Source organism: Streptomyces albireticuli, from assembly GCF_002192455.1.
GTDB classification, from domain to species: Bacteria; Actinomycetota; Actinomycetes; order Streptomycetales; family Streptomycetaceae; genus Streptomyces; species Streptomyces albireticuli_B.
The window spans coordinates 2,470,425-2,496,378 of sequence record NZ_CP021744.1; the positions used below are offsets into that span (position 1 = coordinate 2,470,425).

The following is a 25,954-nucleotide window of genomic DNA, read 5'->3' on the forward strand; positions in this document are numbered from 1 at the left end:
CCGGAAGCGGGGGCGACTCCCGCTCCCGTTCCGTCCCGCACCCTCACCTGGAGATCCGCCATGAGCGCCACGCCCGACGTCACCGCCGACCCCCGTCGCCTCCTCGACCGCGCCGTCGCCCAGCTGGCCGGGCTCGTCGCGGTCGTGCCCGCGGACCGGCTCGGCGACCCGACCCCCTGTACCGAGTTCGACGTCCGCGCCCTGCTCGGCCACCTCGTGGCGGGGGCGCACGACGGCGCGGAGCTGGGCGAGACGGGCACGGTCGAGTGGAGCGGGCCGCCGGAGGGTGTGGCGGACGACGGCTGGTCCGCCGCCTACGAGGAGGCCCGCGCGCGGCTGGTCGCGGCGTGGGCGGACGACGCGAAGCTCGCGCGGACGGTGAAGGTGGAGTGGGGCGAGTTCCCGGGCGCGGTCTATCTGACGTCGGGGATGGTGCTGGAGACGGTCGCCCACACCTGGGACCTCTCCCGGGCCCTGGGTCACCCGCTGCCGCTGGACCCGGAGCTCGCGGAGCTGGTGCTGGGCTGGGCGGAGCGGTTCCTGCCGGCGGGGCGGCGGGGTGAGGGGGTGCCGTTCGGGGAGGTACGGGCGGTGCCCGCGGGGGCGGACGCGTATGGGCGACTGGCGGGGTGGCTGGGGCGCGAGGTCTGAGCGGGGGGTGCGTGCCGGGGAGCGCCTGCGGCGGGCCCATTCCCCACCCCGCCCCTTCCCGAACCGGGGCTCCGCCCCGGACCCCGGTCCTCAAACGCCGGACGGGCTGGATTTGCCCGGTTCCGGGCGACAATTCAGCCCGTCCGGCGCTTGAGGACACCGCGCGTCAGCGCGGCCGGGGGCCCGGGGCGAAGCCCCCGGTTACGGGAAGGGGCGGGGCTGGGGACAACGCCCCGCGCAGCGGCACCGCCCGCACCCGCCGCCACTACCCCCGCGGCGTCACCGCCAACTGCCGAGCCTGCGCCACCAGCCGATCCTCCGCGTCCCAGACCTCCACGTCCTCCTCCAGATACCCGCCCGCCAGATTCCGCGTCGTGACCGTCACCCGCAGCGGCCCCGCCGCCGGCCGGCGGCGGATGTGCGCCGTGAGCTCGACCGTCGGGACCCACCCCGGCAGGCCCATCTCGAAGGTGGTCGGCGGGAGCGCGTCGACGGCGAGCAGGAGGGACAGCGCGTCGGCGGGGCGGCCGTCGGCGAGGGCGAACCAGCCGCGGGTCTCGCCGCGGCCGCTGGGCTCGCCCTCGATCCAGTTCGCCGTGGCGGGGTCGAGGCGGAGGTCGAGGCGGCCGGTCAGCTCGCTGACCAGGTGGGGCGGGACGGAGTCGGAGCCGAGGCAGTGCTCCAGGGGCGGCATGGCGGGCGGCTTGGCCGTGGTGCGGACGTCGTCCGTCAGCGCGCCGAGGTCGCCGTAGGTCGCGAGGACCCGGATCCGCTCGACCTCGGTGCCGTCCTCGGCGAACTGGAACAGGCCGGCCTGGCCCGTCGAGAGCCTGCGGCCGGTGCGGACCATCTGGGTGCGGACGACGGCGGGCCCGGACCGGGAGGTGGTCAGGTAGTGCGCGGTGATCGTGAACGGGTCCGGGTGCGGCAGGGCGGCGCCCAGGGCGCGGCCCAGCACGGACAGGAGGTAGCCGCCGTTGACGGCGCCGAGGATGGTCCATCCCTCGGAGAGCTCCACGTCGTACGCGGCGGTGCCGGGGGCACCGCCGTCCCCCTCGCCGGGGACCCGCGGCCGGATGGCCGTGTCCCGGTCGAACTCGCTGTTACCGATGGTTGCCTGTGCCATGATCCGACGCTACACCCGAAAGTTACTCGCGGGTAGTATCTTTGAGGGATTCCGTATGAAGATTCAACAGGCCCTCAGACCTCCTCCGTCGCCGCACTCCTCCGGTGCCACGCCCGCGGCGCCCGCCAGTGGAACTTCATCGCCATCAGCCGCAGCACGAACGCCGTGAGCACCGGGGCCACGATCGTCGTCCCGTTGAGCGACCCGAAGCGGATCAGCAGCGCGGCCATCGCCGCGCCCACCATCGCGGGCACCGCGTAGAGGTCGCGGTCCCAGCGCAGCAGCGACGGCACCTCGTGGGCGAGGATGTCGCGCAGCACACCGCCGCCGACCGCCGTGGCCAGGCCCAGCGTGGCGGCGAAGGTGAGGCCGAGCCCGTGCTCGTACGCCTTGACCGTGCCGGCCACGCAGAACAGCCCGAGCCCGGCCGCGTCGAAGACCCCCACCGCCTTGGTGATCCGCTCGACCTCCGGGTGCAGGAAGAAGACGATCAGCGTGGCGAACAGCGGGGTCAGGAAGTAGCCGAGGTCGGTGAAGGCGGCGGGCGGCACCGCACCGATGATCAGGTCCCGCAGGAGACCTCCGCCCAGCGCCGTGACCTCCGCCAGCACCGCCATGCCGAAGACGTCGAAATTCTTGCGGACGGCGAGCAGGGCGCCGGAGATCGCGAAGACGAAGATCCCGGCGAGATCCAGCGAGTGCTGGACGGAGGGACTGAACAGATCGGTGAGCACGCGACATTCTTACTCGTCCCGCACACACACTCGGACAAGCGCTCAGACCGTGGACGCGGCGGCCGCCGGCTCCGGCACGGACTCCGGGTGGTGGCAGGCCACCTGGTGCCCCGGCTCCAGTGCCACCAGCGCCGGTTCCTGCGTCCCGCACACCTCCGTCGCCTTCCAGCACCGGGTGTGGAAGCGGCACCCGGACGGCGGGGAGATCGGCGAGGGCACGTCGCCCTTGAGGAGGATGCGCTCCCGCTTCGTCCGCCTTCCCGGGTCCGGCACCGGCACCGCGGACAGCAGCGCCTTGGTGTACGGGTGCATGGGCCGGGCGTAGAGGGACGAACGGTCGGCCAGTTCCACCAGTTTGCCCAGGTACATCACCGCGATCCGGTCCGAGACGTGGCGGATGACCGACAGGTCGTGGGCGATGATCACGTAGGTCAGGCCCAGTTCGGTCTGGAGGTCGTCCAGCAGGTTGACCACCTGCGCCTGGATCGACACGTCGAGCGCCGACACGGGCTCGTCCGCGACCACCAGCTTCGGATTGAGGGCGAGCGCCCGCGCGATGCCGATGCGCTGCCGCTGGCCGCCGGAGAACTCGTGCGGGTAGCGGTTGTAGTGCTCCGGGTTCAGGCCGACCAGCCCCAGCAGCCGCTGGACCTCCTTCTTCACCCCGCCCTCGGGCGTGATCCGCTGGAGCCGGAAGGGCGCGCCGACGATGGTGCCGACGGTGTGCCGGGGGTTCAGCGAGGAGTACGGGTCCTGGAAGATCATCTGGACGTCGCGGCGCATCGGGCGCATGCCCGCGACCCCGAGGTGGGTGATGTCCTTGCCCTGGAACTCCACCGTGCCGCCGGTGGGCTCCAGCAGCCGGGTGATCAGCCGGCCCATGGTGGACTTCCCGCAGCCGGACTCCCCCACCACGCCCAGGGTCTCCCCCGCGAGGACGTCGAAGGTCAGGCCGTCCACGGCCTGCACCGCGCCGATCTGCCGGCGCAGCAGCCCCTTGGTGATCGGGAAGTGCTTGACCAGGCCCTTCACCCTGAGGATCGGCTCCGGCCCGCCGGGCGCCTGCTGTTCGGGGATGCTCATCTCGTGGTCCTTCACAGCTTGGGCGCGATCTCTTCGGTCCAGATGCGGGTCCGCTCCTCCTGGGACATGTGGCAGGCGGAGTGGTGCCGGCCGCCCTCGGCGCCGGCGACGGGCCGCAGCTCGGGGCGCTCGGTGCGGGTGATGCCGTCCGCCGGGACGTCGGCGTAGGGGCAGCGCGGGTTGAAGGCGCAGCCGGCCGGCACGTTGATCAGGCTGGGCGGGGACCCCTTGACCGGGATCAGCCGCTCGGTCTGCTCCCGGTCGATCCGGGGCATCGAGCCGAGCAGCCCCCAGGTGTAGGGGTGCTGCGGGGTGTGGAAGACCTGCTCCGCCGGGCCGCGTTCGACGCACCGGCCGCCGTACATCACCAGGATGTCGTCGGCGAGCTCGGCGACGACCCCCAGGTCGTGGGTGATCACGATGACCGCCGAGCCGAACTCCTTCTGGAGGTCGCGGATCAGGTCGAGGATCTGCGCCTGCACGGTGACGTCCAGGGCGGTGGTCGGCTCGTCCGCGATGAGCAGGTCGGGGTTGTTGACCAGCGCCATCGCGATCATCGCGCGCTGGCGCATGCCGCCGGAGAACTGGTGCGGGTAGTCGTCCACGCGCCGGTCGGGCTGGGGGATGCCGACCCGGTCCAGGAGCTCGACGGCGCGCTTGCGGGCGGTCTTCTTGTCGACGTCGTTGTGGACCCGGTAGGCCTCGACGATCTGGTGGCCGACGGTGAAGTAGGGGTGCATGGCCGACAGCGGGTCCTGGAAGATCATCGCCATCTCGCGGCCGCGCAGCCGCCGCACCTCGTCCGGGTCGGCGGTCATCAGCTCCTTGCCGTCCAGCCAGATCTCCCCGGAGATCCGGGCCTTGCCGCGCCCGTACTGGCCGACGGTGTGCAGGCCCATGATGCCGAGCGAGGTGACCGACTTCCCGGAGCCGGACTCCCCGACGATGCCGAGGGTCCTGCCCCGCTCCAGCCGGAAGGACAGCCCGTCGACGGACTTCACCAGGCCGTCGTCGGTGGGGAAGTGGATGCGCAGGTCGCGCACGTCGAGATAGGCGGCGGGCGGCGCGGTGTCCGGGCGTACGGGCTCGCCGACGGCCCCCGTCCTGTGCAGGTCGGTCATGAGAGCCTCACTCGCGGGTCGATCACGGCGTACAGCAGGTCCACGACGACGTTGGCGAACACGACGGCGGAGGCCGTGATCAGGGTGACGCCCAGGATCATCGGCAGGTCCCGCTCGTTGATCGCGGTGACCGCCGCCGCGCCGAGACCCTTGATGCTGAAGGCGGTCTCGGTGAGGATCGCGCCGCCGACCAGCGCGCCCAGGTCCATGCCGAGGATGGTGAGGATCGGGGTCATGGTGGAGCGCATCGCGTGCTTGCCGATGACCACCGGTTCCCGCAGGCCCTTGGCGCGGGCGGTGCGGATGTAGTCCTCCCCGAGGACCTCCAGCATGGTGGCCCGGGTGAGGCGGGCGTACATCGCCGCGTAGAGGAAGGCGAGGGTGACCCAGGGCAGGATCATGCCCCGGAACCAGCCCGCCGGGTCGTCGGCGAACGCGGTGCCGGCGCTCTCGGCCCAGCCGAGCTGGTACTTGAAGACGGCGAGGGAGAGCAGCGCCGTGAAGTAGATCGGCAGCGAGACGCCGGCCAGCGCCACGGTCATCGCGGTGCGGTCCCACAGGGTGCCGCGCTTGAGGGCGGAGACGACGCCGGTGAGGACGCCGCCGGTGACCCACAGCACGCAGGCGCCGCCCGCGAGCGTCAGGGTGACGGGCAGCTTCTCCTTCAGCTCGGGCCAGATGGGCAGGTCGTGCTTGAAGGAGTAGCCGAAGCAGGGGGCCGGGCAGTGGGCGCTCGTGCCGCCGCCGCTGTAGTCACGGCCGGCGAAGAGCCCGGTGACGAAGTCCCAGAACTGTTCGAGGATGGGTTTGCCGAGGCCCAGCTTCTGCCGGATGCCCTCGATGGCCTCCGGGTCCGCCTGTTTGCCGACGTACATCAGCGCGGGGTCGGTCCCGGTGAACTTCGGGATCGCGAAGAAGATGCCGAAGGTCACGAGGATGACGACGAGCAGCATCACGATGGCGGCGAACAGTCGCCTGACGATATATGCGAACACAGCGGTCGGCCCGGCGGCGGCCGGGGAGCCCGCTGGGGGCTCCCCGGCCGCCGCGCTCGGCCATCACCTGCCCTTCGGGCCTAGCGGCGGGCGCGCCGGCGGAGCGGACGGACGGTCACTTGACGACACCCAGCGAGGCGTAGTCGTAACGGCCGTTCCAGGCGTCGGCCGTGTAGACGTTGGTCAGCCGCGAGCTGCGCCAGATGATGTTCTTCTCGTAGGTGAAGGGCAGGTACCAGGCGCCCTCCATGACCTTCTTGTTGGCCTCCTGGTAGATCTTTCCGGCCTTGGCCGGGTCGATCTCGGCGATGCCGTCGTCGAAGAGCTTGTTGACCGCGGGGTCGTTGAGCTCGGGGTAGTTCTGGTTGCCGCTCTGCTGGATGAAGCGGCCGTCCGTGATCGGCTGGAGGAAGCCCTGGCCGCTGGCGAAGTCGGCGCCCCAGCCCATGATGATGATCCCGTAGTTCTTGGCCTTGACGTTCTGCGGCGAGCCGATGATGCCGGTGGACTGGGCGCCGTCGTACTTGTCGATCTGCGCCTCGATGCCGATGGCCTTCAGGGACGCCTGGAGGGACTCGGCGGTGGCGACCTCGGCGAGCTTGTTGTTGCGGACCGCGATGGTGGTCGAGAAGCCGTTGGGCTTGCCGCAGGCCTTCAGCTCCTCCTTGGCCTTGGCGACGTCGGGCTTGCCCTGCTTGAGGTTGTACGGGTCGTAGGACTCGTCGAAGCCCACGACGGCCGGCGGCAGCATGCTGACGCCGATGTCCCCGCCCGCCTGGGGCCCGCCGCGCGCGGTCTGGAGCGAGGTGTGGTCGGCGCCGTAGATGACCGCCTTGCGGCAGTGCTCGTTGTCGAACGGCGCGACGGTCTTGGGGAAGGCCGCGTAGCGGATGAAGCCGGTCTGCGGGTTGTCGACGTTGCCCTTGTGGGCCTTGAGGGCCTTCTGGCGGCCCGCCGAGCCCATGCCCGTCGCGTTGATGTCGAGGTCGTAGTCGCCGGCGAGCAGCCGGTTGTCCATGTCCTCGGCGTTGGTGATCAGGGTGACGGAGATCTTGTCCGGCAGGGCCTTGCGGACCGGGTCGGAGGCCTTGTCCCACTTCTCGTTGCGGACCAGCTCCAGGCCCTTGTTCGGGCCGTACGAGACGAACCGGTAGGGGCCGCTGGAGAACGGCTTGAGGCCGTAGCGCTCCGCGGTGTCCTTGTCCGGGCGCACCGGGGCGGCCGCGGGCAGCGCCAGCATCTGGAGGAAGTCACCGTTGGGCTTGGGCAGTTTGAAGATGATCGTCTTCTCGTCGGGCGTCTCGATCGCCTTCAGGCCCAGCTTGTCCTTGCTCTGGTCCTTGTACGGGCCCTTGTACTCCTTGTCCGGGTCCAGGACCTGCATCAGCCAGGTGGGGCCGCCGGAGATCTTGTCCGTGGCCCAGGTGCGCTCGATGCCGTACTTGATGTGCCGGGAGGTGATCGGCTGCCCGTCCTCCCAGGTGAGTCCGGGGCGCAGGGTGAAGGTGTAGGTCTTCTTGTCGTCCGAGATCTTGCCCGTGTCGGTGGCCATGTCCGGCACCACCGTGGTGCTCTCCGGGCCGGGGGCGGCCTTGGGGGTGACCAGGGTGCGGGTGTAGTAGCGGGCGAAGTCCCACATGAACCCGTAGTAGCCGCGCTGCGGGTCCCAGGAGTCGGCGTCCTGCGTGCCGATGAACTTCAGCTCGCCGCCCTTCTTGTCCGAGGCCGAGGCCACCTTGCCGATGCCCGCGTTGAAGCCCGCGGCCTTGCCGTCGCCGCCGTCGTCGTCCTTGCCGCCGCCACCGCCGCAGGCCGCGGTGGAGACCAGGGCCGCGACCACGAGGGCCGCCCCTGCGGCCGCCCTCCGCCTCGAAGTTCTCTGGGTTGTCACGATGCAGCGACCTCCGTGATCGACGCCGCCCGGGTAACGGGCCGGCGGTTCGGTGGAACGGCCTCCTGACGGATCGACAGGGGCACTCACATGCGGGGGAGTTCAGAGCTGTTACGGGCGTGACTAACGCGAACCCTTGGGGTCCAGCGCGTCCCGCACCCCGTCACCGAAGAGGTTGAACGCCAGGACGGTGACGAAAATGGCGAGACCCGGGATGATCATGAACAGTGGGTCGGCCTCGTAGTGGTCGACGGCCCGGGAGAGCATGTCGCCCCAGGAGGCGGTGGGCGGCTTGACGCCCGTACCGAGGAAGCTGAGGGCGGCCTCGGTGAGCACATTGGTGGGGATCATCAGGGTGGTGTAGACGGTGATCGGCGCGACCAGGTTGGGCAGCAGCTCCCGGAGCAGGATGTAGCCCCGGCCGGCGCCCAGGCTGCGCGCCGCCTCCACGTACTCCCGCTCCCGGAGCGAGAGCGTCTGGCCGCGCACGATGCGCCCGATGTAGGGCCAGCCGAAGAAGCCGATCACCACGATCAGCACCCCCATGCGGACGCCCGAACCCGTGAGCCCCCAGAGGGAGTCGGGGACCACGGAGACCAGCGCGATGATGAACAGCAGCTGGGGGAAGGCCAGCAGCAGGTCCATGAGGCGGCTGACGACCGTGTCCACCCAGCCCCCGAAGAAGCCGGCGACGATCCCGAACAGCGTGCCCAGGACGACCGCGACGACCGCCGCGAGGAAGGCGACGAGCAGCGAGACCCGCGCGCCGTAGACGATGCGGCTGAACACGTCGCGCCCGTTGCGCGGCTCGACGCCCAGGAGGAAGTCCGAGTTGATGCCGCCCCAGGAGCCCTTGGGGACGCTGAACAGCGGGTCGATCTCCTCCTCGTGGAACTCGTTCGGCGGGTGCCCGAGGACGCTCACGATCAGCGGCGCGAAGACCGCGACCAGGATCAGCAGCAGGACGACGATCCCGCCGGCCAGCGCCAGCTTGTCGCGCTTGAGGCGGATCCAGGCGATGCGCCAGGGAGAGCGGCCCTCGATGGCCTTGGCCGGGACGCCGGCGGTGACATCGACGGCCGCGGTCTCCGCGCCCGTGTCGTGCAGTGGTGCCGTCATCGTCTGGAGGACCCCTCTCGGCCGGTGCTGGCCGGCCCAACGCCCAGCGCGTATGCGGCTGGTTCACATCACTGGTGCGAAAGGTGCGATGGTGCGGTGCGTACACGCGGAGCAGGTCGTACACAGGACCGGAAGTCCTTGTGGGCGGGAGTCTTCAACGCCCCCGCGATCACCCGCCAGCCCTCATTCGCAAAGGATGCGCAACCGTGATGTGCGCAGGGGGCTTCCGTTATACGGGCAGCGCGGAGACGTCAGCGGACCCGCCGGCGGGGTCACCGCGGGCCCCTGGCGTCCTGTGGACGCGGGGTGGACGGCGGGTACGCGCCGGTCAGTACGCGCCGGTGCGGCCGCCGCCCTGGGGCGGGTAGCCGTAGCCGGCCGCCGGGGCGGGCGCGCCGCCGCCGTAGGCGTCGCGGTCGAAGAAGGGCCGGGTGTTGGCGTGCATCCACATCGCGACGGGGTCGTGCTCGTCGGACATCGCGACCGTGGAGACCGGCAGCCCCTCGGGCACCGCGCCGACCGACTGCTGCATCATCGACCGCACCGATTCCACGGCGGCCGGGGAGGTGTCGTAGAGGTCGAGGCCGATCGCCAGGTACGGGCTGCCCAGGGAGGGCTGCACCCAGGCGCGGCGCAGCGCCCGGACCGCGGGCGTGCGGTGGGCGTTCTGCCCGAGCAGGGCGTAGAACTGCGGGATCTCTATGGCGGGCTCGCTCAGCAGGAGCGGGCCGGCCGGCAGCCGGTCCATGCCGGCGGCGATCCGCCGCAGGTCGAGCCAGGGCACGCCGACGCCGCCGCCGGGGGCGTGCGGGTTGAGCCACAGGCCCCAGCGGCCGGGGTAGAGGGAGGTGGCGACGGCGTGGCCGGAGATCACCTCATGGGCGCGGTTCCAGCCGCTGGCGGCGAGCTCCTGCGCGGAGGTCACGCACGGGGCGTAGCCGAGGCCGTCGACCTCCATGTTGCCGTACTGGGCGTCGGGCGCCCCGGACTGCCCGTGCCAGAGCAGCATCCAGACGGTGCCCTCGGCGAGGGCCCTCAGCAGGCCCTCGTACGCGTCGTACCGACCGGGCGCCACCTGGCGCAGCATCTGCTCCACGCCGCTCTCCGCGCCCGCGCTCACCTGGGTCCGCCTCTTCTCTCGGCCGTCTCTCCACCGCACCGGGGCACGCCGACGCACCCCCTGCGGTCATCCAACCAGCTTACGAGCCCGCGGCGGCGAGCAGGAGAGGAGTCACAGGTCACGGTCGTAGAACGGGCGGACCCGGGAGCGCATCCAGTCGACGACCGGGTCCTGCGCCACGTCGAGGAAGACGAGCTGGACGGGCCAGGGCACGGGCACGGCGCCGAGGGCGCGGCCGAGGGCGTCCATGACGGTGCCTCGGCTGCCCGGGTCGGGCAGGTCGAGCTCGACGCCGACGAAGAGGGCCGGGGCGCCGCCCTCGACGGCGGCGAGGGCGCGGCGGGCGGTCCGGACGACCTGCGCGCCGGCGAACTCCAGGCCGGCGGCGGCGAGGAAGGCGGTGGGCTCGTCCTGCCAGTCGGGCTCGAAGAGGCGCACCCGGCCGCCGGTGGCCTCCCCGTCGAGGGCGGTGCGCCCGGCCCGGCAGAGCGCGGCGACCGCGGGCGGCGGGAGGGGCACGCCGACGGCGCCCTCGGGGTTGACGACGATGCCGACCTGCGGGGGCAGGCCGCGGGCGAACTCGACGGCGGGGGCCACGGTGAAGGACATCCGGTCGCCCGCGACCCGCAGGAACTCACCCTCGGAGCTGAAGACCGGGACGAACGCCGCGCCCTCGATCTCCACGGTCGGCACGTCCAGGTCGGGGCTGCCGGGACCGCCGCCGTTCGGCAGCGGGACCCATACGTGGCTGCGGCCGAGCACCTCGACGATGCGGGGCCCGGCGCCGGGGACGCCGAGGGAAGCGGCGAGCACCGCTTCGAGCTCGTTGGCGGGCCACCCGGGGTGGACTCCGCCGGCCGGGGTGCCGGCCGGGGCGGCACCTGGGGTGCCGTCGTACTGCTGGGGGATGCTCATCTCTTCCAACGCCGTTCAACCACCGTCTCGCCACGTCTTGTGCGGGCCGCAACCGCACTTTAACGGGAGTGCCGTTGCCGCCGCCGCCGCGGGCGAGGACGTACACGGGGCGTGATCGGTTGCGCACCGCCGCCGGGCGCCGCGCGGCGGGCCGTCCCGGGCCGCTGGGCTCAGCCCTTCCCGGGCCGGCCCTCCTCGAACGCGACCCGCCGCAGCACGTCCACCGCGGCACGGTCGAGCACCACCGCCGACGCCGTCCCCCATGGCAGCCGGCCCGTCGTCGCCTCCGTCACCAGGCGGGTCATCGCCTTCCGGTGGCGGCCGAAGGCGCGCGGGGAGACATGCCGGCCGCGGGCGGCCTGGCCGGCGAGGGCCGTGCCGGGGGCGACGTCCAGCAGCAGGAGATGGACGTCGCGGCCGCGCCGCCGCGCGTCCCGGGCCAGCCAGCGGCGCACCCAGCCGCGCTCCCCGCAGTCGTGGACGACGGCGCTGGAGCCGGAGCGGAGGGCACGGCGCAGGGTCGCGTAGTGGGCGAGGCGGGCGAAGGGGCGGTAGAGGCCGTACGGCAGCCGGGCGGGCAGCCGGCGCTCCAGCCGCTCGCGGGAGTCCTGGGAGTCGACGCACCACACGAGGCCGGCGCGGCCGTCGAGCGGCGGCACCACGCGCCGGATCAGCGTGGACTTCCCGCTGCCCGGCAGGCCGGAGACGATCAGCAGGTCGCCCGGCGGGAAGCGCAGCTCCGGCCGGCCCGCGCCGTCGCGCAGGTCGAGCACCCGGGCCCGGCCGCCGGGCGCGGCGGGGTCGTGTCCGTCCGGGCCGTCCGGCCCGCCGCGCACCGGGCAGCCCCGTGGTGCGGGCTCGGCCCGTCTCACTCCAGCGCCCCGCGTCCCCATGGTGTTCGCCCTCCCCCGGTTCCGGTCCCTGCCCCCCTACCCACGAAATGTAAAGAAAAGGTAATGCAATTAAGAGGGCCGTGGGCAGTCTTTCGCGGGCCGGTCCATGCAATGATGTGCGCGCCAAGCGCATACCCAACTGCATACCGGCCGCTCGAATCCGCGCGGGAGAGTTCCAGCCGTCCCGTGCTGGACGCCGAAGGAGCAAGTTCCTCCCTTGAATCTCTCAGGCCCCGTACCGCGCGGGTGAGGCAGATCTGAAAAGCGGGCCGCCGTGTGCGGTCCCACCCAAGGTGCAAGCCGGGGCCCCGCGTGTCGACGCGGCTCCGGTGAACCTCTCAGGTTCCGATGACAGATGGGGAGGACGTCCTCACCGCCATGCCTGGGAGCCCACACCATGACCGATGCCCCTCGCCGTACGGCCCTCGACGCGCTGCATCGCACGCTCGGCGCCACCATGACCGACTTCGCCGGCTGGGACATGCCCCTGCGGTACGGCAGCGAGCGTGACGAGCACGTCGCGGTCCGCACCCGCGCCGGCCTCTTCGACCTCTCCCACATGGGCGAGATCACCCTCACCGGCCCGCAGGCGGGCCAGGCCCTCGACTTCGCGCTCGTCGGCAACCTCTCCGCGCTCGCGGTCGGCCGCGCCCGCTACACCATGATCTGCGAGGCCGGCGGCGGCATCCTGGACGACCTGATCGTCTACCGGCTGGCCGAGCAGGAGTACATGGTCGTCGCCAACGCCTCCAACGCCCAGGTGGTGCTGGACGCCCTGACCGAGCGCGCGGCGGGCTTCGAGACCGAGGTGCGCGACGACCGGGAGAACTACGCGCTGCTCGCCGTCCAGGGCCCCGAGGCCCCGGGCATCCTGAAGTCCCTCACCGACGCCGACCTGGACGGACTGAAGTACTACGCGGGCCTGCCGGGCACCGTCGCGGGCGTCCCGGCGCTGATCGCCCGTACGGGCTACACCGGCGAGGACGGCTTCGAGCTGTTCGTGGCGCCGGGCGACGCCGAGCGGCTGTGGCGGGCGCTGACCGACGCGGGCACCGACGCCGGTCTGGTGCCCTGCGGCCTCTCCTGCCGCGACACGCTGCGCCTGGAGGCGGGCATGCCGCTGTACGGGCACGAGCTGACGACCGCGACCACGCCCTTCGACGCGGGCCTGGGCCGGGTGGTGAAGTTCGACAAGACCACGAACGACGGTGACTTCACCGGCCGCGAGGCTCTCACGGCCGCCGCCGAGCGCGCCGCGACGAACCCGCCGCGCAAGCTGGTCGGGCTGATCGCCGAGGGCCGCCGGGTGCCGCGCGCCGGGTTCTCCGTGGTCGCCGACGGCGCGGTGGTGGGCGAGGTCACGTCCGGCGCCCCCTCCCCCACCCTCGGCAAGCCGATCGCCATCGCGTACGTCGACGCCGCGCACGCCGCACCCGGTACAAAGGGTGTGTCCGTGGACATTCGCGGCAGCCATGAGCCCTACGAGGTCGTCGCCCTGCCCTTCTACAAGCGCGAGCGCTGACCCCTCTCACCTCATTCCCGTCCCACCTGTCAAGACCCGTTGCACAAGCACCCACGCGCATCCAGGAGAATCAAGCCATGAGCAACCCCCAGCAGCTGCGCTACAGCAAGGAGCACGAGTGGCTGTCGGCCGCCGAGGACGGCGTGGCGACGGTCGGTATCACCGAGTTCGCGGCGAGCTCGCTCGGTGACGTGGTCTACGCCCAGCTCCCGGCGGTCGGCGACACGGTCACCGCGGGCGAGTCCTGTGGCGAGCTGGAGTCGACCAAGTCGGTCAGCGACCTGTACGCCCCGGTGACCGGTGAGGTCGTCGAGGCCAACCAGGACGTCGTGGACGACCCCTCGCTGGTGAACTCCGCCCCCTTCGAGGGCGGCTGGCTGTTCAAGGTGAAGATCACGGACGAGCCGGACGAGCTGCTGTCGGCCGACGAGTACACCGCCTTCACCGCAGGCTGATCCCGCCCTCCTCCGCCCAGGAAGTCCAGGAAGAACTCATGTCGCTTCTGAACAGCTCCCTCCATGAGCTCGACCCCGACGTCGCCGCCGCTGTCGACGCCGAACTCCACCGCCAGCAGTCCACCCTCGAAATGATCGCGTCGGAGAACTTCGCTCCGGTCGCCGTCATGGAGGCCCAGGGCTCGGTCCTCACCAACAAGTACGCCGAGGGCTACCCGGGCCGCCGCTACTACGGTGGCTGCGAGCACGTCGACGTCGTCGAGCAGATCGCCATCGACCGGATCAAGGCGCTCTTCGGCGCCGAGGCGGCGAACGTCCAGCCGCACTCCGGCGCGCAGGCCAACGCCGCCGCGATGTTCGCGCTGATCAAGCCCGGCGACACCATCCTGGGCCTGAACCTCGCGCACGGCGGTCACCTGACCCACGGCATGAAGATCAACTTCTCCGGGAAGCTCTACAACGTGGTCGCGTACCACGTCGACGAGCAGACCAACGTGGTCGACATGGACGAGGTCGAGCGCCTCGCCAAGGAGCACCGCCCGAAGCTGATCATCGCCGGCTGGTCGGCGTACCCGCGGCAGCTGGACTTCGCGGCCTTCCGCCGGATCGCGGACGAGGTCGGCGCGTACCTCATGGTCGACATGGCCCACTTCGCGGGCCTGGTCGCCGCGGGTCTGCACCCCAACCCGGTGCCGCACGCCCACGTCGTCACCACGACCACCCACAAGACGCTGGGCGGCCCGCGCGGTGGTGTGATCCTCTCCACTGCGGAGCTCGCCAAGAAGATCAACTCTGCCGTCTTCCCCGGTCAGCAGGGTGGTCCGCTGGAGCACGTGATCGCCGCCAAGGCCGTTTCCTTCAAGGTCGCGGCCAGCGAGGAGTTCAAGGAGCGCCAGCAGCGTACGCTGGAGGGCGCCAGGCTCCTCGCGGAGCGCCTGGTGCAGCCGGACGTGGCCGAGGCGGGCGTCTCCGTCCTCTCCGGCGGCACGGACGTGCACCTGGTCCTCGTGGACCTGCGCAACTCCGAGCTGGACGGCCAGCAGGCCGAGGACCGCCTCCACGAGGTCGGCATCACGGTCAACCGCAACGCCATCCCGAACGACCCGCGGCCGCCGATGGTCACCTCGGGTCTGCGGATCGGCACGCCGGCGCTGGCCACCCGCGGCTTCCAGGCCGAGGACTTCCGCGAGGTCGCGGACATCATCGCCGAGGCGCTGAAGCCGTCCTACGACGTGGCGGCGCTGCGCGGCCGCGTCACCGCCCTGGCGGACAAGCACCCGCTGTACGCCGGTCTGAAGTAACAGAGCGGCACCGGATTCACCCGTTGGTTCGGGGCACTGGGCACACTGGAAGGTGAGCCCGGTGCCCCGCGCCACGTCAGCACCGCAGCACGACCCGCGTCACGCGCACCACCCACGTACCACCGACCAGAGGGAGCAGCCACCGTGGCCATCTCCGTATTCGATCTCTTCTCGATCGGCATAGGCCCGTCCAGCTCCCACACGGTCGGTCCCATGCGGGCCGCGCTGATGTTCACGCGCCGCCTGAAGAACGAGGGCCTCCTGGCCCACACCACCTCCGTGCGCGCCGAGCTCTTCGGCTCCCTCGGCGCCACCGGCCACGGCCACGGCACGCCCAAGGCCGTGCTGCTCGGCCTGGAGGGCCACTCCCCGCGCACCGTCGACGTGGAGACCGCGGACGACGAGGTCGAGCGGATCCGCGCCACGAAGCGGCTGCGGCTGCTCGGCGCCGAGATCGGCTCCACCCACGAGATCGACTTCGACGAGTCGACCCAGCTGATCCTGCACCGCCGCCGCTCCCTGCCGTACCACGCCAACGGCATGACCCTCTTCGCCTACGACGAGGACGGCGCGCCCCTGCTGGAGAAGACGTACTACTCGGTCGGCGGCGGCTTCGTCGTCGACGAGGACGCGGTGGGCGAGGACCGGATCGTCCTCGACGACACCGTGCTGAAGTACCCCTTCCGCACCGGTGACGAGCTGCTGCGCCTCTCCCGCGAGACGGGCCTGTCGATCTCGGCCCTGATGCTGGAGAACGAGAAGGCCTGGCGCACCGAGACGGAGATCCGCGAGGGCCTCCTGGAGATCTGGCGCGTCATGCAGGCCTGCGTCTCGCGCGGCCTGTCCCGCGAGGGCATCCTGCCGGGCGGCCTCAAGGTCCGCCGCCGCGCCGCGAACACCGCCCGCCAGCTGCGCGCCGAGGGCGACCCGCAGGCCCGCGCGATGGAGTGGATCACGATCTACGCCATGGCGGTCAACGAGGAGAACGCCGCGGGCGGCCGCGTCGTGACGGCCCCGACCAACGGCGCCGCGGGCATCATCCCGGCCGTGCTGCACTACTACATGAACTTCGTGCCCGGCGCGGACGAGGACGGCATCGTCCGCTTCCTCCTCGCCGCGGGCGCGATCGGCATGCTCTTCAAGGAGAACGCCTCCATCTCCGGCGCCGAGGTCGGCTGCCAGGGCGAGGTCGGCTCCGCCTGCTCGATGGCCTCCGGCGGCCTCGCCGAGGTCCTCGGCGGCTCCCCGGAGCAGGTCGAGAACGCCGCCGAGATCGGCATGGAGCACAACCTGGGCCTCACCTGCGACCCGGTCGGCGGCCTGGTGCAGATCCCGTGCATCGAGCGCAACGGCATGGCCGCCGCCAAGGCCGTCACCGCGGCCCGGATGGCGCTGCGCGGCGACGGCCGCCACCACGTCTCCCTGGACAAGGTCATCAAGACCATGAAGGAGACGGGCGCGGACATGAAGGTCAAGTACAAGGAGACGGCGCGGGGCGGTCTCGCGGTCAACGTCATCGAGTGCTGAGCGCGCGCTGATCCGCTGACGCGGGAGGGCGGGTGCCGGGTCCCGGCACCCGCCCTCCCGTGCGTGCGTAGGGGCCCGCTACTTGGCCTTCTTCATCTGGGCCTCCATGGCCTCCTTCTCGGTCGCGGTCTCCGCGGCCGGCGGCGGCTGGATCTTCAGGTCGGCGCCGAAGTCGCTGTACTCGTCGGCCTTGAGGTAGTCGCCCTTGGAGCGCTTGCCGGCCTCCTGGGTCTTGGCGATCACGCCGTCCCCGTCCACCCAGACGTCGAGGGTGACCTTCTCCAGGCCGTCACCCTTCCAGCCCTTCGCGGTGAAGTCGCGGTCGTTCTCCTTCATCGCGTCGCCCTTGTACCCGGCGAGCTCCGACACGACGACGGTGCCCTGGTAGTGGGCCACGCGGCGGCCGCCGACCGTCTCGACACCGGCGTTCTTGAGGTCCTTGGCGGTGCTGAGGGCGGACGCCATCCGGACGAAGGGCTCCGACGGGTCGGTGTCCTTCGCGCCGCCGACGCCGAAGGTCCACCACTTCTTGCCCGGGACCATGGGCGAGTCGAAGTACATCTTGTCGCCCACCGCGATGACACGGGTGACTCCGTCGGGCGCCTCGGCCGTCTTCGGGCCGGTCTCCTTCATCTCGGAGGCGTGCGGCTTCACCTGGAAGGCGCCCTCGGTGACGGAATCGCCCCGCTCGTCCTTCAGCTTCCCCTTGGCGCGGTAGGTGTTCTGCCGCGCGCCCTTGGCCGCGGCCGCCTTGAGGGCGGTCACCGGGTCCGCCGCCTTGAGCGCCTTGTCGGCGCCGTCGTTCTTCTCCGCCGCGCTCTTACCGGCAGCCGAGCCGTCCGACGTGTCCCCACTGTCACCGCCGCCGCACGCGGCCAGGCTCAGCGCGAGCGCGACTCCGGTGGCCGCCACGACGGTCTTACGTATCGCCTTCAAGGCTCTTACCGTCCCTTATTCATATTTCGTAAGGTTTTGGTGAGGATATCCCGACCGACCAGCGGTTCCGTCTCCGGATGACCATGACCGGAAACAGCGTGTCAGCACCCTGATGCCGTCAGTAATGTCAGCGCCCTCGCAGTTCCTCGACCTCCCCCTTCGATCCGAGGAGTTCCCGCCATGCGCCGTCCGCTCCGCTCCACCGCCGCGTTCCTCGGCACCGCCGTCGCCGCCCTCGGTCTCGCCTCCCCCGCCATGGCCGACGCCCCCGCCCCGGCGTCCGCCGTACGGATCCACAGCGCCGCGTACGGCGGCTGCCTCACGGCCGAGGGCTCGGCGTACCGCGACCCGCGCGGCACGCTCCGCCCCTGGCTCGTGGCACTCCAGCCCTGCGAGACCGGCGCCGCGTACCGCCAGTCCTGGCGCTACAGCCCCGACACCCACCAGTACCAGTCGGTCGCCGAGCCCTACCGGTGCGTCGAGCGGCGGGGCGGTCTGCTGGTGACGTCGCTGTGCGACGCGGACGCGGCGGACCAGCGCTTCCGGGCGGAGCGGGTGGGTGGGGGCGATACCCGGGTGAGAGTGGTGTCGGAGGCGGACGGGCGGGTGTGGGAGCAGGTGGAGCGGCGGAGCGGGGCGCGGGGGGAGGGGGTGCGGGACGTTCGTGACGGGGGGTCGGCGGCGCAGAGGTGGCGGGTCGGGGCGGCCTGAGTGCGGGCGGGGGCGGGGTGCCGCTGCGCGGGGCCTTGTCCCTTACCCGCCCCTTCCCGTAACCGGGGGCAAGCCCCCGGGCCCCCGGTTACGGGCGACAATTCAGCCCGTCTGGGGGCACCTCCCAGCGGTAGCTGGGGGAGTTTGAGGACCGGGGTCCGGGGCGGAGCCCGGTCACGGGAAGGGGCGAGGCTGGGGAAAAAGCCGCCCGCAGGGCCTACCCCCGCGCCCCCACCCCCGTCTCCGTCCGCAACCACGCCAGATACTCGTCACTCCCCGCCGTGATCGGCGTAGCGATGATCTCCGGCGTCGCGTACACCTGCGCACCCTTGATGTGCGCCTCCAGCTCCGCGTACCGCTCCCCCGTCGTCTTGTACAGCACCCGCCACTCCGTATCGCACTCGACCTTGCCCCGCCAGTGGTAGTGGCTGGTGACCGGTCCGTCGATCTGCGCGCAGGCCGCGAGGCGGCGCTCGATGGCGGTGGTGGCGAGGAGCCGGGCGCGCTCCTCGCTGTCGGTCGTCGTCATCACGGCGAGGTACGCGGCGTCGGGCATGGCGCCGACCGTACACCGGCGGGGGGCGGCGTTGTCAGTGCCGGCGGTTACGCTCACGAGCATGAGTTACGCAGACCTGCGCGAACTCCAGAGCGCGCTCAACACCGCCTCGGACATCGCCTTCGCTCTCGACGCCGCACCGGCGGCCCATGAGGCCGATCAGCTCGCCGACGCCCTGCGCCGGGCGCTGGCCGCGGCCAATGCCCTGGGGGCCGGCGCGACGGCCACCGGGTGCGCCGAGCACCCCAAGGGTGCCGTCGACCCGCTCTACGGCGACACGGAGGACCCGCTGCCGCCGGGCTGGGGCCGGTGCCTGCTGTGCAACGACCGGCGGCGCCGGGCCGGCGCGCAGCGTCGGGGCTGGCGCTGACCCGGTCGCCGCGCCGGGCCCGGGTCAGCCGTTGAGGGACGACCAGAACTCGTCGAAGGACAGCACGCCGTCGCCGTTGCCGTCCTTGTTCTTGATGATGGCCTGGGCCACCGTCTCGGTGACGTGGAAGTCGCCGAGCTGAGCCATCACGCTCTTGTATTCGGCGGCCGTGATCAGGCCGTCCCCGTCCACGTCGAACCGCTCGAAAGCCTTTCGCGCCTCGGCCTTGCGCGCCTCGATGTCGGCGATGTCGGCCATGTGGGCCTCCCCTTGTGTGCTGGTGTGACCGGCACAGATTAGCGGCCGTCGGTCACCAGCTTGAGATAGCGGTCCCAGTCCCAGTGCGGACCGGGGTCGGTATGGGTGGATCCGGGGACTTCGTCATGCCCGATGATGTGTGTGCGGTCCTTGGGGATGCCGTAGCGGTCGCAGACGGCGGCGGTCAGCCGCGCCGAGGAGCGGTAGAGGGCGTCCGTGAGGTACTCGGGCCGGTCGATCCAGCCCTCGTGTTCGATGCCGATGCTGCGGGTGTTGCGGTTCCAGTTCCCGGCGTGCCAGGCGATGTCCTTCTCGCGGACGAACTGGCCGATGTAGCCGTCGGCGGAGGCGACCATGTAGTGCGCGGAGACCTTGGCCGCGGGGTCCTGGAAGATCCGCATCGCGTCGGGGAACGTCTCCTGGGTCAGGTGGATCACCACGAGGTCGACCGGGTACGCGCCCGGGCGGGCGGAGACCGTGTAGTTGGCGCCGGCCGCCGGTATCCAGTGGGTGGGCGGGTACGCGGCGACGGGGTTCTCTTCCAAGACGGCCCTCCAGGGTGGTCCGGGACATGACACTCCAGAATGCCCACGCCCGCGAGCACCGACACGGACTCCGGATAAAAATAGGAGTTACTGCTGGTTCATTCATGGTTTACAAGGCGGGTGTCCCATCTCACCTTGGATTATCGAGGACGCTTTTCCGGATTGCCCGAATATGACGTGATAGCCGCTTTGGCTGGAACGAGGCCGTCTGTCATAGTCGACGCGTCGACCCTCCCTTGACCCGGGCCAGGTCGCGCATCCCGCCGTGGAACACACCCCAATTCTCCGCGGCGAACACGAAGAGGCCCCCGGCCCGTCGCACTCCGACGGATGGGGGCCTCTTCGTTTTCCCCTGGGTTCTCCCCCGGGCCGCCCGGCACCGCCGCGGTCAGCGGTCCGCGACCCGCATCTCGAACCAGGTCGTCTTGCCCCGCGCCAGCAGGTCCACGCCCCACCGGTCCGAGAGCTTGTCCACCAGGAACAGGCCGCGCCCGCTGGTGTCCATCTCGTGCACGGGCATCAGGCACGGCAGCCCGCGGGAGGGGTCCCGGACCTCCATCCGGAGCCAGCCGCGGCGGCGCAGCATCCGCAGGCCGAAGAACCGGGCCCCGGTGTGCCGCACGGCGTTGCCCACGAGCTCGGAGACCAGCAGGACGGCGTGCTCGGTGAGTTGGGCGGAGAGGCCCCACTGCCGCAGCACCACCGCCTGGGTCAGCCGGCGCGCGGCCACCGCGGACTGCGGCCGCGAGGGCAGCCGGACCTCGCCGAGCGCGGGGTTGCCGAACAGGTCGAACGATTTGAGCGCCGGTTCGCCGTCGACGACCGGCGACCACCGCACCGCGGCCGCCCCGCCCCGCTGCCGCGGCTGCTCCGTTCCTTCCAGGCCCGCCATGCCACCCATCATGGCCGCCGTAAAGACGTCATGGGCTGGAACGGGGGGATTCGATGTACCGGAATCCGCCCCTCCAAGGGGTCGGCACGACATATGCCATGGGCAGGCAGTTGCCCGAAAAATCGATACTGACCTGCGGCGACCGCCCCCGTAGGAATGATCGCCCGGAGCCGCCCCGGAGCCCTGCGCAGACGGGCCCGCTCGTCCCGGAATTCCCCCACAAGGGGCAACCCCGGGCGGGTGTGCCCCGGCCCGGACCCCGCCGGGCCGGGGGCGGGGTCCGTCAACCGGCGGACGGCCGGACGAACTTGGCCTTGCCCGGCCCGTCCTCGACGAAGCTCCGCATGCCGATCTCCCGGTCCTCGGTCGCGAACAGCCCCGCGAACCAGTTGCGTTCGATGGCGAGCCCGGTGTCGATGTCGGTCTCCAGGCCGGTGTCCACCGCCTCCTTGGCGGCGCGCAGGGCCAGCGCGGGCCCGGCGGCGAGCCGGGTCGCCCACTCCAGCGCGCGCTCGTAGACCTCCGCGGCCGGCACGACCCGGTCGACGAGGCCGAGGGTCAGCGCCTCGTCCGCCCTGACCTGACGTCCGGTGAAGATGAGGTCCTTGGCCTTGGACGGGCCGATGAGCCGGGCCAGCCGCTGGGTGCCGCCCGCGCCCGGGATCAGGCCCAGCAGGATCTCCGGCTGGCCGAGCTTGGCGTTGTCGGCGGCGATCCGGAAGTCGGCGCAGAGCGCGAGCTCGCACCCGCCGCCCAGGGCGTAGCCGGTGACGGCGGCGACGACGGGCTTGGGGATCCGGGCGACGGCGGTGAAGGAGTCCTGGAGACCGCGGGACCGCGCCACCATGGCGGCGTGGTCCATGTCCCGCATCTCCTTGATGTCCGCGCCGGCCGCGAAGACCTTCTCGCCGCCCCAGAGCACGACGGCGCGGACGTCCTCGCGGTGGGTCGCCTCCTCGGCGAGCTCGCGGATCCGGTCCTGCGTGGAGATGTCGAGCGCGTTCATCGGCGGCCGGTCCAGACGGATGGTGCCGACGCCCTCGGAAACCTCAAGATGCACAGTCATGACAACAGGTTAATCCCGGTTAACGGAACGCGGCCCGGTGCACTCGGTCACAAGTGCTCCGGGCCGCGGGGCCGTGCCGGAAGGGCCGTCAGCCGGCGGTGGGCTTGCTCTTGCCCCACTCGGACCACGGCATGTTCCAGCCGTTGAGGCCGTTCTCCGGCTGGATCGTCTTGTCGTCGGAGTTCTTGACGACCACGACGTCACCGACGAGGGAGTTGGTGTAGAACCAGGCGGCCGGGGTGTTCGGGTCGCCACCGCCGCGCTGGTCCTCCAGGCCCACGCAGCCGTGGCTGGCGTTCTCCGAGCCGAAGGTGGACGAACCGGACCAGTAGTTGCCGTGCAGGAAGGTGCCGGAGGTGGAGAGGCGCATCGCGTGCGGCACGTCCGGGATGTCGTACTCGCCCTTGCCGTCGCCCTTGGTGAAGCCGACGGTGGCGCCGTTCATGCGCGTCACGTCGTGCTTCTCGCTGATGACCATCTGGCCGTTGTAGGTGGGGTTGGCGGGGGCGCCGGCGGAGATCGGGATGGTCCGGATGACCTTGCCGTCCCGCTCGACCGTCATCTGGTGCGACTTGGCGTCGACCGTGCTGACCTGGCTGCGGCCGACCGTGAACTTCACGGTCTTCGTCTGCGAGCCGTACACGCCCTCGCGGCCCTGGACGCCGTCGAGGTTCAGGTCGACCTTCACCTTCGTACCGGCCGCCCAGTACTTCTCGGGGCGGATGTCGACGCGGTCGTTGCCGAACCAGTGCGCCTTGACCGGGACGGCCGGTTCGGCGGTCACCTTGATGGCCCGCTCGACGGCCTTGGGGTCCGTGATGCCACGGCTGAAAGTGATCGATACGGGCATTCCGACGCCGACGGTCTCGCCGTCCTCCGGCGTGAAGTAGCCGACGAAGGTGTTCTGCGGGGTGAGCGTCGTGAACGACGCGTGCTTGGCCGACGTGCGGCCGTCCTCGTCCTTGGCCAGCGCGTCCACCGTGTACTTGGCGGAGGCGGCGAGATGGGCGGTCGGCTCCCAGGCCGAACCGCCCCCGGTTATTTTGCCCTCGACGGTCCTGCCCTTGGCGTCGGCGACCTTGACGGACGTCAGCTTGCCCTGGGCCGCGGTGACCTTGAGCGCGCCGCTCGTCGCGACGTCCTTCGCGCCGTCCTTCGGGGCGATCTCCACGACGGCCTTCGAGGGCTTGCCGTCATCGGCCTTCTCACCCTTCTTCTTGCCTTCGTCATCGCCACCACAGGCGCTGACCAGCAGCAACACCATTCCGAGCAGCAGCGCCAACAGGCCCTTGCGGCCCGCGCGCCCTCTCGATGTCGGCTGCACGTTCACTACGGTCGTCTCCCCTCGCACGGCCCGCGGCCAGGCGGAGCCCCCAGAGCGCGGCACGCGCTTCGGCGATAGATAACCACATGCCACGGACAGCACGTCCCTTGGGGAATGTCACCGTTCGGTCCCAAATGAGATGGTCCTGAGAACGGCGATGCGCGCTGTGCGCATGAGGCGCGGCCGGTGGCCGGAGTGAGGCATCTTATTCCGGCCAACCACGGGCGCGACACCGGGGGGTCGGGTCGGCGGGAGCGGCCCGCGCGCCCGCGCGGCGGGCCCGATCACACGGGTGAGCGCGCCCGTGGATGTGGGCAGAACTGGGGGAAGGACAGGACCGCCGACGCCCGGTACGGGAAGCCGGGTGCCCGGCGCGCTGGTCGAGAGCCGCCGGAGGCGAAGACGTGTCGAGCGCACCCGAGCAAGAGGCGGAACAGGACGACAGGTTCGGGCGCGCCCCGGAGCGGTCCCGTACGGCCGCCGGCGCCACCGCGGGACCGGCCGTGACGGCCGCGGCCAACGGCCGGCCCCGGGCGCCCCGGGCCGGTCCGCCGCCCGCCGCGGTGTGGCCGGGCAGCTCCGAGCCGCTCGGCGCCCGCTTCAAGGCGGGCGGCGCCGACGGGGTGGCCGGGACGAACTTCGCGCTGTGGGCCGGCGGCGCCGAGGCCGTGGAGCTCTGCCTCTTCGACGACGACGGCGGTGACGACGGCCCGGACGGCCCGGGCGGCGCCGGCGGCGGACCGGACGGCGCCGGCGGCGAGGGCGGCCCCCGCCGCCGGGAGCGCGAGACCCGCCACCTCCTCACCGAGCTGACCCACGAGATATGGCACGGCTTCGTCCCCGGCGTCCGCCCCGGCCGCCGCTACGGCTACCGCGTCCACGGCCGCTGGGACCCGTGGACCGGCGCCCGCTGGAACCCCTCCAAGCTGCTCCTGGACCCCTACGCCCGCGCGGTCGACGGCGACTTCACCCTGCCGCCCGAGGTGTACGGCCACGTCCGCGACTGGCCGCAGCAGCACATCGCCGACACCGTGCGCGACGAGCGCGACTCCGCGCCGTACGTCCCCAAGGGCGTGGTCGTCGCGGACGGCGACGACTGGTCGGACGACCGCCGCCCCAAGACCCCCTGGGCCGACTCGGTCATCTACGAACTGCACGTCCGCGGCTTCACCATGCGCCACCCCGGCATACCGGAACGCCTGCGCGGCACCTACGCCGGGCTCGCGCACCCGGCGGCCGTCGAGCACCTGACGCGGCTGGGCGTGACGGCCGTCGAACTGCTGCCGGTCCATCAGTTCGCCCACGAGGACCACCTGCTGAGGCGCGGCCTGCGCAACTACTGGGGCTACAACTCCATCGGCTACTTCGCCCCGCACGCCGGCTACGCCGCCTCGGGCACCCGGGGCCCGCAGGTCGGCGAGTTCAAGCGGATGGTCCGGGCCCTGCACGCGGCCGGCATCGAGGTCATCCTCGACGTCGTCTACAACCACACGGCGGAGGGCGGCGAACTGGGCCCCACGCTCTCGCTGCGCGGCGTCGACAACCGCCGCTACTACCGCCTCCAGGGCGACGCCCGCCGCTACGCCGACTACACCGGCTGCGGCAACACCCTCCACGTGGTGCAGCCGAACGTCCTGCGGCTGATCACCGACTCGCTGCGCTACTGGGTGACGGAGATGGGCGTCGACGGCTTCCGCTTCGACCTCGCGGCGGCGCTGGCCCGCTCGATGCACGACGTCGACATGCTCTCGCCGTTCCTCGCGGTCATCGCCCAGGACCCGGTGCTGCGCCGGGTCAAGCTCATCGCCGAGCCGTGGGACGTGGGCTCGGGCGGCTACCAGGTGGGCGCCTTCCCCCCGCTCTGGACGGAGTGGAACGACCGCTACCGCGACGCGGTACGGGACTTCTGGCGCGGCGCCCTGCCGGACGTACGGGACCTCGGCTACCGCCTCTCGGGCTCCAGCGACCTCTACGCCTGGGGCGGCCGCCGCCCCTACGCCTCCGTCAACTTCGTCACCGCGCACGACGGCTTCACCCTGCGCGACCTGGTGAGCTACGAGCAGAAGCACAACGAGGCCAACGGCGAGGGCAACCGCGACGGCACGGGCGACAACCGCTCCTGGAACTGCGGCGCGGAGGGCCCGACGGACGACCCCGGCGTGCTGGCCCTGCGGCGCCGGCAGCTGCGGAACCTGCTGACCACCCTGCTGCTGTCGACGGGCGTGCCGATGCTGGTCGCGGGCGACGAGATGGGCCGCACCCAGGGCGGCAACAACAACGCCTACTGCCAGGACAACGCGACCAGCTGGGTCGACTGGTCCCTGCTGGAGGACCCGGGCTGGCGGGCGCTGCGGGACCTGGCCGGCCGGCTGCTCGCGCTGCGCCGCGCCCACCCCGTGCTGCGCAGCCGGGCCTTCTTCTCCGGCCGTCCGCAGGGCGCGGACGGCCTGCGGGACCTGGCGTGGTTCACGGCGGAGGGCACGGAGATGACCCGGGCGGACTGGTACGCCCCCAAGGCCACCCTCGGGATGTACCTCTCCGGCCGTGACATCAGCGAGCGCGGGCCCGAGGGCGAGCCCGTGACGGACGACAGCTTCCTCGCGGTGCTGCACGCCGGCGAGGGGCCGGTGCGCTTCACGCTCCCCGGGCCGCCGTGGGCGGACAGCTACGAACTCCTCGTCAACACCGCCCTGGAGAAGCAGGACGCGGCACCGGGCGGCCTGCGGCGCGCGGGCTCGCCGGTCGCCGTCCGGCCCCGCTCGGTCCTCCTGCTGCGGGCCCGGGCCCAGGGACCGACGGCCCCTCCACCGGAGGTCCTGGGTCCAAAAAACTAGTGAGCGGTG

25 protein-coding genes and 1 riboswitch are annotated in these 25,954 nt (G+C 71.7%); of the genes, 8 read left to right on the forward strand and 17 right to left on the reverse strand.

Features of this window, described 5'->3' with window-relative positions:
- The first annotated feature begins 60 nt into the window (after positions 1 to 60).
- Positions 61 to 651, forward strand: coding sequence for a TIGR03086 family metal-binding protein (locus SMD11_RS10230; RefSeq protein ID WP_087926153.1), 591 nt, complete (start codon positions 61 to 63; stop codon positions 649 to 651).
- 265 nt (positions 652 to 916) lie between these two features.
- Here the strand turns inward: SMD11_RS10230 and SMD11_RS10235 are convergent, their stop codons facing one another.
- The 10 genes from SMD11_RS10235 to SMD11_RS10280 all read right to left on the reverse strand — a co-directional run bounded on the left by SMD11_RS10235 (position 917) and on the right by SMD11_RS10280 (position 11,591).
- Positions 917 to 1,777 carry a thioesterase family protein gene (locus tag SMD11_RS10235; protein WP_087926154.1) on the reverse strand — a complete coding sequence of 287 codons (861 nt, stop codon included), beginning with the start codon at positions 1,775 to 1,777 and terminating at the stop codon, positions 917 to 919.
- Between the two features lie 74 nt (positions 1,778 to 1,851).
- Positions 1,852 to 2,511 carry a trimeric intracellular cation channel family protein gene (locus SMD11_RS10240; protein ID WP_087926155.1) on the reverse strand — a complete coding sequence of 220 codons (660 nt, stop codon included), beginning with the start codon at positions 2,509 to 2,511 and terminating at the stop codon, positions 1,852 to 1,854.
- A gap of 42 nt (positions 2,512 to 2,553) precedes the next feature.
- Entirely contained in the window at positions 2,554 to 3,594 is a 1,041-nt protein-coding gene (locus SMD11_RS10245; RefSeq protein ID WP_087930399.1) for an ABC transporter ATP-binding protein, read from the reverse strand.
- An 11-nt stretch (positions 3,595 to 3,605) separates the two neighbouring features.
- Positions 3,606 to 4,715 (reverse strand): ABC transporter ATP-binding protein, encoded by a 1,110-nt coding sequence (locus SMD11_RS10250; RefSeq protein ID WP_087926156.1) that lies wholly within the window; start codon positions 4,713 to 4,715, stop codon positions 3,606 to 3,608.
- Entirely contained in the window at positions 4,712 to 5,710 is a 999-nt protein-coding gene (locus SMD11_RS10255; protein WP_087926157.1) for an ABC transporter permease, read from the reverse strand. The genes SMD11_RS10250 and SMD11_RS10255 overlap by 4 nt, the downstream gene beginning before the upstream one ends.
- A 115-nt stretch (positions 5,711 to 5,825) precedes the next feature.
- Positions 5,826 to 7,601: an ABC transporter substrate-binding protein gene (locus SMD11_RS10260; RefSeq protein ID WP_087926158.1), complete on the reverse strand. Its 1,776-nt coding sequence runs from the start codon at positions 7,599 to 7,601 to the stop codon at positions 5,826 to 5,828.
- A gap of 123 nt (positions 7,602 to 7,724) precedes the next feature.
- The gene (locus SMD11_RS10265) at positions 7,725 to 8,720 is read right to left on the reverse strand and encodes an ABC transporter permease (RefSeq protein WP_087926159.1); all 996 of its coding nucleotides are present in this window, start codon (positions 8,718 to 8,720) and stop codon (positions 7,725 to 7,727) included.
- Positions 8,721 to 9,048: 328 nt separating this feature from the next.
- Entirely contained in the window at positions 9,049 to 9,807 is a 759-nt protein-coding gene (locus tag SMD11_RS10270; RefSeq protein ID WP_087930400.1) for an enhanced serine sensitivity protein SseB C-terminal domain-containing protein, read from the reverse strand.
- Between the two features lie 144 nt (positions 9,808 to 9,951).
- On the reverse strand, positions 9,952 to 10,755 hold the full coding sequence (locus tag SMD11_RS10275) for an enhanced serine sensitivity protein SseB (RefSeq protein WP_087926160.1): 804 nt from the start codon (positions 10,753 to 10,755) through the stop codon (positions 9,952 to 9,954).
- Positions 10,756 to 10,925: 170 nt separating this feature from the next.
- Entirely contained in the window at positions 10,926 to 11,591 is a 666-nt protein-coding gene (locus tag SMD11_RS10280; protein ID WP_234365985.1) for an AAA family ATPase, read from the reverse strand.
- Between the two features lie 212 nt (positions 11,592 to 11,803).
- Positions 11,804 to 11,899, forward strand: a riboswitch (glycine riboswitch).
- A gap of 146 nt (positions 11,900 to 12,045) precedes the next feature.
- Between SMD11_RS10280 and gcvT the strand changes: the two genes are divergently transcribed.
- From gcvT to SMD11_RS10300, 4 genes are all read left to right on the forward strand, one after another.
- Positions 12,046 to 13,170 carry a glycine cleavage system aminomethyltransferase GcvT gene (gene gcvT, locus SMD11_RS10285; RefSeq protein WP_087926162.1) on the forward strand — a complete coding sequence of 375 codons (1,125 nt, stop codon included), beginning with the start codon at positions 12,046 to 12,048 and terminating at the stop codon, positions 13,168 to 13,170.
- Positions 13,171 to 13,247: 77 nt separating this feature from the next.
- Positions 13,248 to 13,625, forward strand: coding sequence for a glycine cleavage system protein GcvH (gene gcvH, locus SMD11_RS10290; protein ID WP_087926163.1), 378 nt, complete (start codon positions 13,248 to 13,250; stop codon positions 13,623 to 13,625).
- Positions 13,626 to 13,663: 38 nt separating this feature from the next.
- Positions 13,664 to 14,926, forward strand: a complete 1,263-nt coding sequence (gene glyA / locus SMD11_RS10295) for a serine hydroxymethyltransferase (RefSeq protein ID WP_087926164.1) — start codon at positions 13,664 to 13,666, stop codon at positions 14,924 to 14,926.
- A 144-nt stretch (positions 14,927 to 15,070) separates the two neighbouring features.
- Positions 15,071 to 16,453, forward strand: coding sequence for an L-serine ammonia-lyase (locus SMD11_RS10300; RefSeq protein WP_087926165.1), 1,383 nt, complete (start codon positions 15,071 to 15,073; stop codon positions 16,451 to 16,453).
- A gap of 78 nt (positions 16,454 to 16,531) precedes the next feature.
- On the opposite strand, the gene SMD11_RS10305 is transcribed toward SMD11_RS10300, so the two are convergent.
- The gene (locus SMD11_RS10305) at positions 16,532 to 17,389 is read right to left on the reverse strand and encodes a hypothetical protein (RefSeq protein WP_087926166.1); all 858 of its coding nucleotides are present in this window, start codon (positions 17,387 to 17,389) and stop codon (positions 16,532 to 16,534) included.
- Between the two features lie 180 nt (positions 17,390 to 17,569).
- Between SMD11_RS10305 and SMD11_RS10310 the strand changes: the two genes are divergently transcribed.
- Positions 17,570 to 18,100, forward strand: coding sequence for an RICIN domain-containing protein (locus tag SMD11_RS10310; protein WP_087926167.1), 531 nt, complete (start codon positions 17,570 to 17,572; stop codon positions 18,098 to 18,100).
- Between the two features lie 217 nt (positions 18,101 to 18,317).
- Here SMD11_RS10310 and cutA read toward each other — a convergent pair whose 3' ends face one another.
- Positions 18,318 to 18,656 carry a divalent-cation tolerance protein CutA gene (gene cutA / locus SMD11_RS10315; RefSeq protein ID WP_087930401.1) on the reverse strand — a complete coding sequence of 113 codons (339 nt, stop codon included), beginning with the start codon at positions 18,654 to 18,656 and terminating at the stop codon, positions 18,318 to 18,320.
- 61 nt (positions 18,657 to 18,717) lie between these two features.
- Here cutA and SMD11_RS10320 point away from each other — a divergent pair, with 61 nt between their 5' ends.
- Positions 18,718 to 19,026 carry a hypothetical protein gene (locus SMD11_RS10320; RefSeq protein ID WP_087926168.1) on the forward strand — a complete coding sequence of 103 codons (309 nt, stop codon included), beginning with the start codon at positions 18,718 to 18,720 and terminating at the stop codon, positions 19,024 to 19,026.
- 24 nt (positions 19,027 to 19,050) lie between these two features.
- Here the strand turns inward: SMD11_RS10320 and SMD11_RS10325 are convergent, their stop codons facing one another.
- The 5 genes from SMD11_RS10325 to SMD11_RS10345 form a co-directional block, all read right to left on the reverse strand.
- A complete protein-coding gene (locus SMD11_RS10325) occupies positions 19,051 to 19,284 on the reverse strand; it encodes an EF-hand domain-containing protein (RefSeq protein WP_087926169.1) in 234 nt (77 codons plus the stop codon).
- Between the two features lie 38 nt (positions 19,285 to 19,322).
- Positions 19,323 to 19,829: an N-acetylmuramoyl-L-alanine amidase gene (locus SMD11_RS10330; RefSeq protein ID WP_234365986.1), complete on the reverse strand. Its 507-nt coding sequence runs from the start codon at positions 19,827 to 19,829 to the stop codon at positions 19,323 to 19,325.
- A 388-nt stretch (positions 19,830 to 20,217) separates the two neighbouring features.
- Positions 20,218 to 20,721: an ATP-binding protein gene (locus SMD11_RS10335; RefSeq protein ID WP_087926171.1), complete on the reverse strand. Its 504-nt coding sequence runs from the start codon at positions 20,719 to 20,721 to the stop codon at positions 20,218 to 20,220.
- A 283-nt stretch (positions 20,722 to 21,004) separates the two neighbouring features.
- Entirely contained in the window at positions 21,005 to 21,787 is a 783-nt protein-coding gene (locus SMD11_RS10340; RefSeq protein WP_087926172.1) for an enoyl-CoA hydratase/isomerase family protein, read from the reverse strand.
- 88 nt (positions 21,788 to 21,875) lie between these two features.
- A complete protein-coding gene (locus tag SMD11_RS10345; RefSeq protein WP_418952430.1) occupies positions 21,876 to 23,117 on the reverse strand; it encodes a L,D-transpeptidase in 1,242 nt (413 codons plus the stop codon).
- 398 nt (positions 23,118 to 23,515) lie between these two features.
- Here SMD11_RS10345 and glgX point away from each other — a divergent pair, with 398 nt between their 5' ends.
- Positions 23,516 to 25,945: a glycogen debranching protein GlgX gene (gene glgX, locus SMD11_RS10350; protein WP_087926173.1), complete on the forward strand. Its 2,430-nt coding sequence runs from the start codon at positions 23,516 to 23,518 to the stop codon at positions 25,943 to 25,945.
- The last annotated feature ends 9 nt before the right edge of the window (positions 25,946 to 25,954 follow it).

Excerpts from the sequence above, each read along its gene's own strand:
- SMD11_RS10230 (WP_087926153.1), top strand. The coding sequence starts at position 61 with ATGAGCGCCACGCCCGACGTCACCGCCGACCCCCGTCGCCTCCTCGAC.
- SMD11_RS10235 (WP_087926154.1), bottom strand. The coding sequence starts at position 1,777 with ATGGCACAGGCAACCATCGGTAACAGCGAGTTCGACCGGGACACGGCC.
- SMD11_RS10245 (WP_087930399.1), bottom strand. The coding sequence starts at position 3,594 with ATGAGCATCCCCGAACAGCAGGCGCCCGGCGGGCCGGAGCCGATCCTC.
- SMD11_RS10250 (WP_087926156.1), bottom strand. The coding sequence starts at position 4,715 with ATGACCGACCTGCACAGGACGGGGGCCGTCGGCGAGCCCGTACGCCCG.
- SMD11_RS10265 (WP_087926159.1), bottom strand. The coding sequence starts at position 8,720 with ATGACGGCACCACTGCACGACACGGGCGCGGAGACCGCGGCCGTCGAT.
- SMD11_RS10270 (WP_087930400.1), bottom strand. The coding sequence starts at position 9,807 with ATGCTGCGCCAGGTGGCGCCCGGTCGGTACGACGCGTACGAGGGCCTG.
- SMD11_RS10275 (WP_087926160.1), bottom strand. The coding sequence starts at position 10,755 with ATGAGCATCCCCCAGCAGTACGACGGCACCCCAGGTGCCGCCCCGGCC.
- gcvT (WP_087926162.1), top strand. The coding sequence starts at position 12,046 with ATGACCGATGCCCCTCGCCGTACGGCCCTCGACGCGCTGCATCGCACG.
- gcvH (WP_087926163.1), top strand. The coding sequence starts at position 13,248 with ATGAGCAACCCCCAGCAGCTGCGCTACAGCAAGGAGCACGAGTGGCTG.
- glyA (WP_087926164.1), top strand. The coding sequence starts at position 13,664 with ATGTCGCTTCTGAACAGCTCCCTCCATGAGCTCGACCCCGACGTCGCC.
- SMD11_RS10310 (WP_087926167.1), top strand. The coding sequence starts at position 17,570 with ATGCGCCGTCCGCTCCGCTCCACCGCCGCGTTCCTCGGCACCGCCGTC.
- cutA (WP_087930401.1), bottom strand. The coding sequence starts at position 18,656 with ATGCCCGACGCCGCGTACCTCGCCGTGATGACGACGACCGACAGCGAG.
- SMD11_RS10320 (WP_087926168.1), top strand. The coding sequence starts at position 18,718 with ATGAGTTACGCAGACCTGCGCGAACTCCAGAGCGCGCTCAACACCGCC.
- SMD11_RS10325 (WP_087926169.1), bottom strand. The coding sequence starts at position 19,284 with ATGGCCGACATCGCCGACATCGAGGCGCGCAAGGCCGAGGCGCGAAAG.
- SMD11_RS10335 (WP_087926171.1), bottom strand. The coding sequence starts at position 20,721 with ATGGCGGGCCTGGAAGGAACGGAGCAGCCGCGGCAGCGGGGCGGGGCG.
- SMD11_RS10340 (WP_087926172.1), bottom strand. The coding sequence starts at position 21,787 with ATGACTGTGCATCTTGAGGTTTCCGAGGGCGTCGGCACCATCCGTCTG.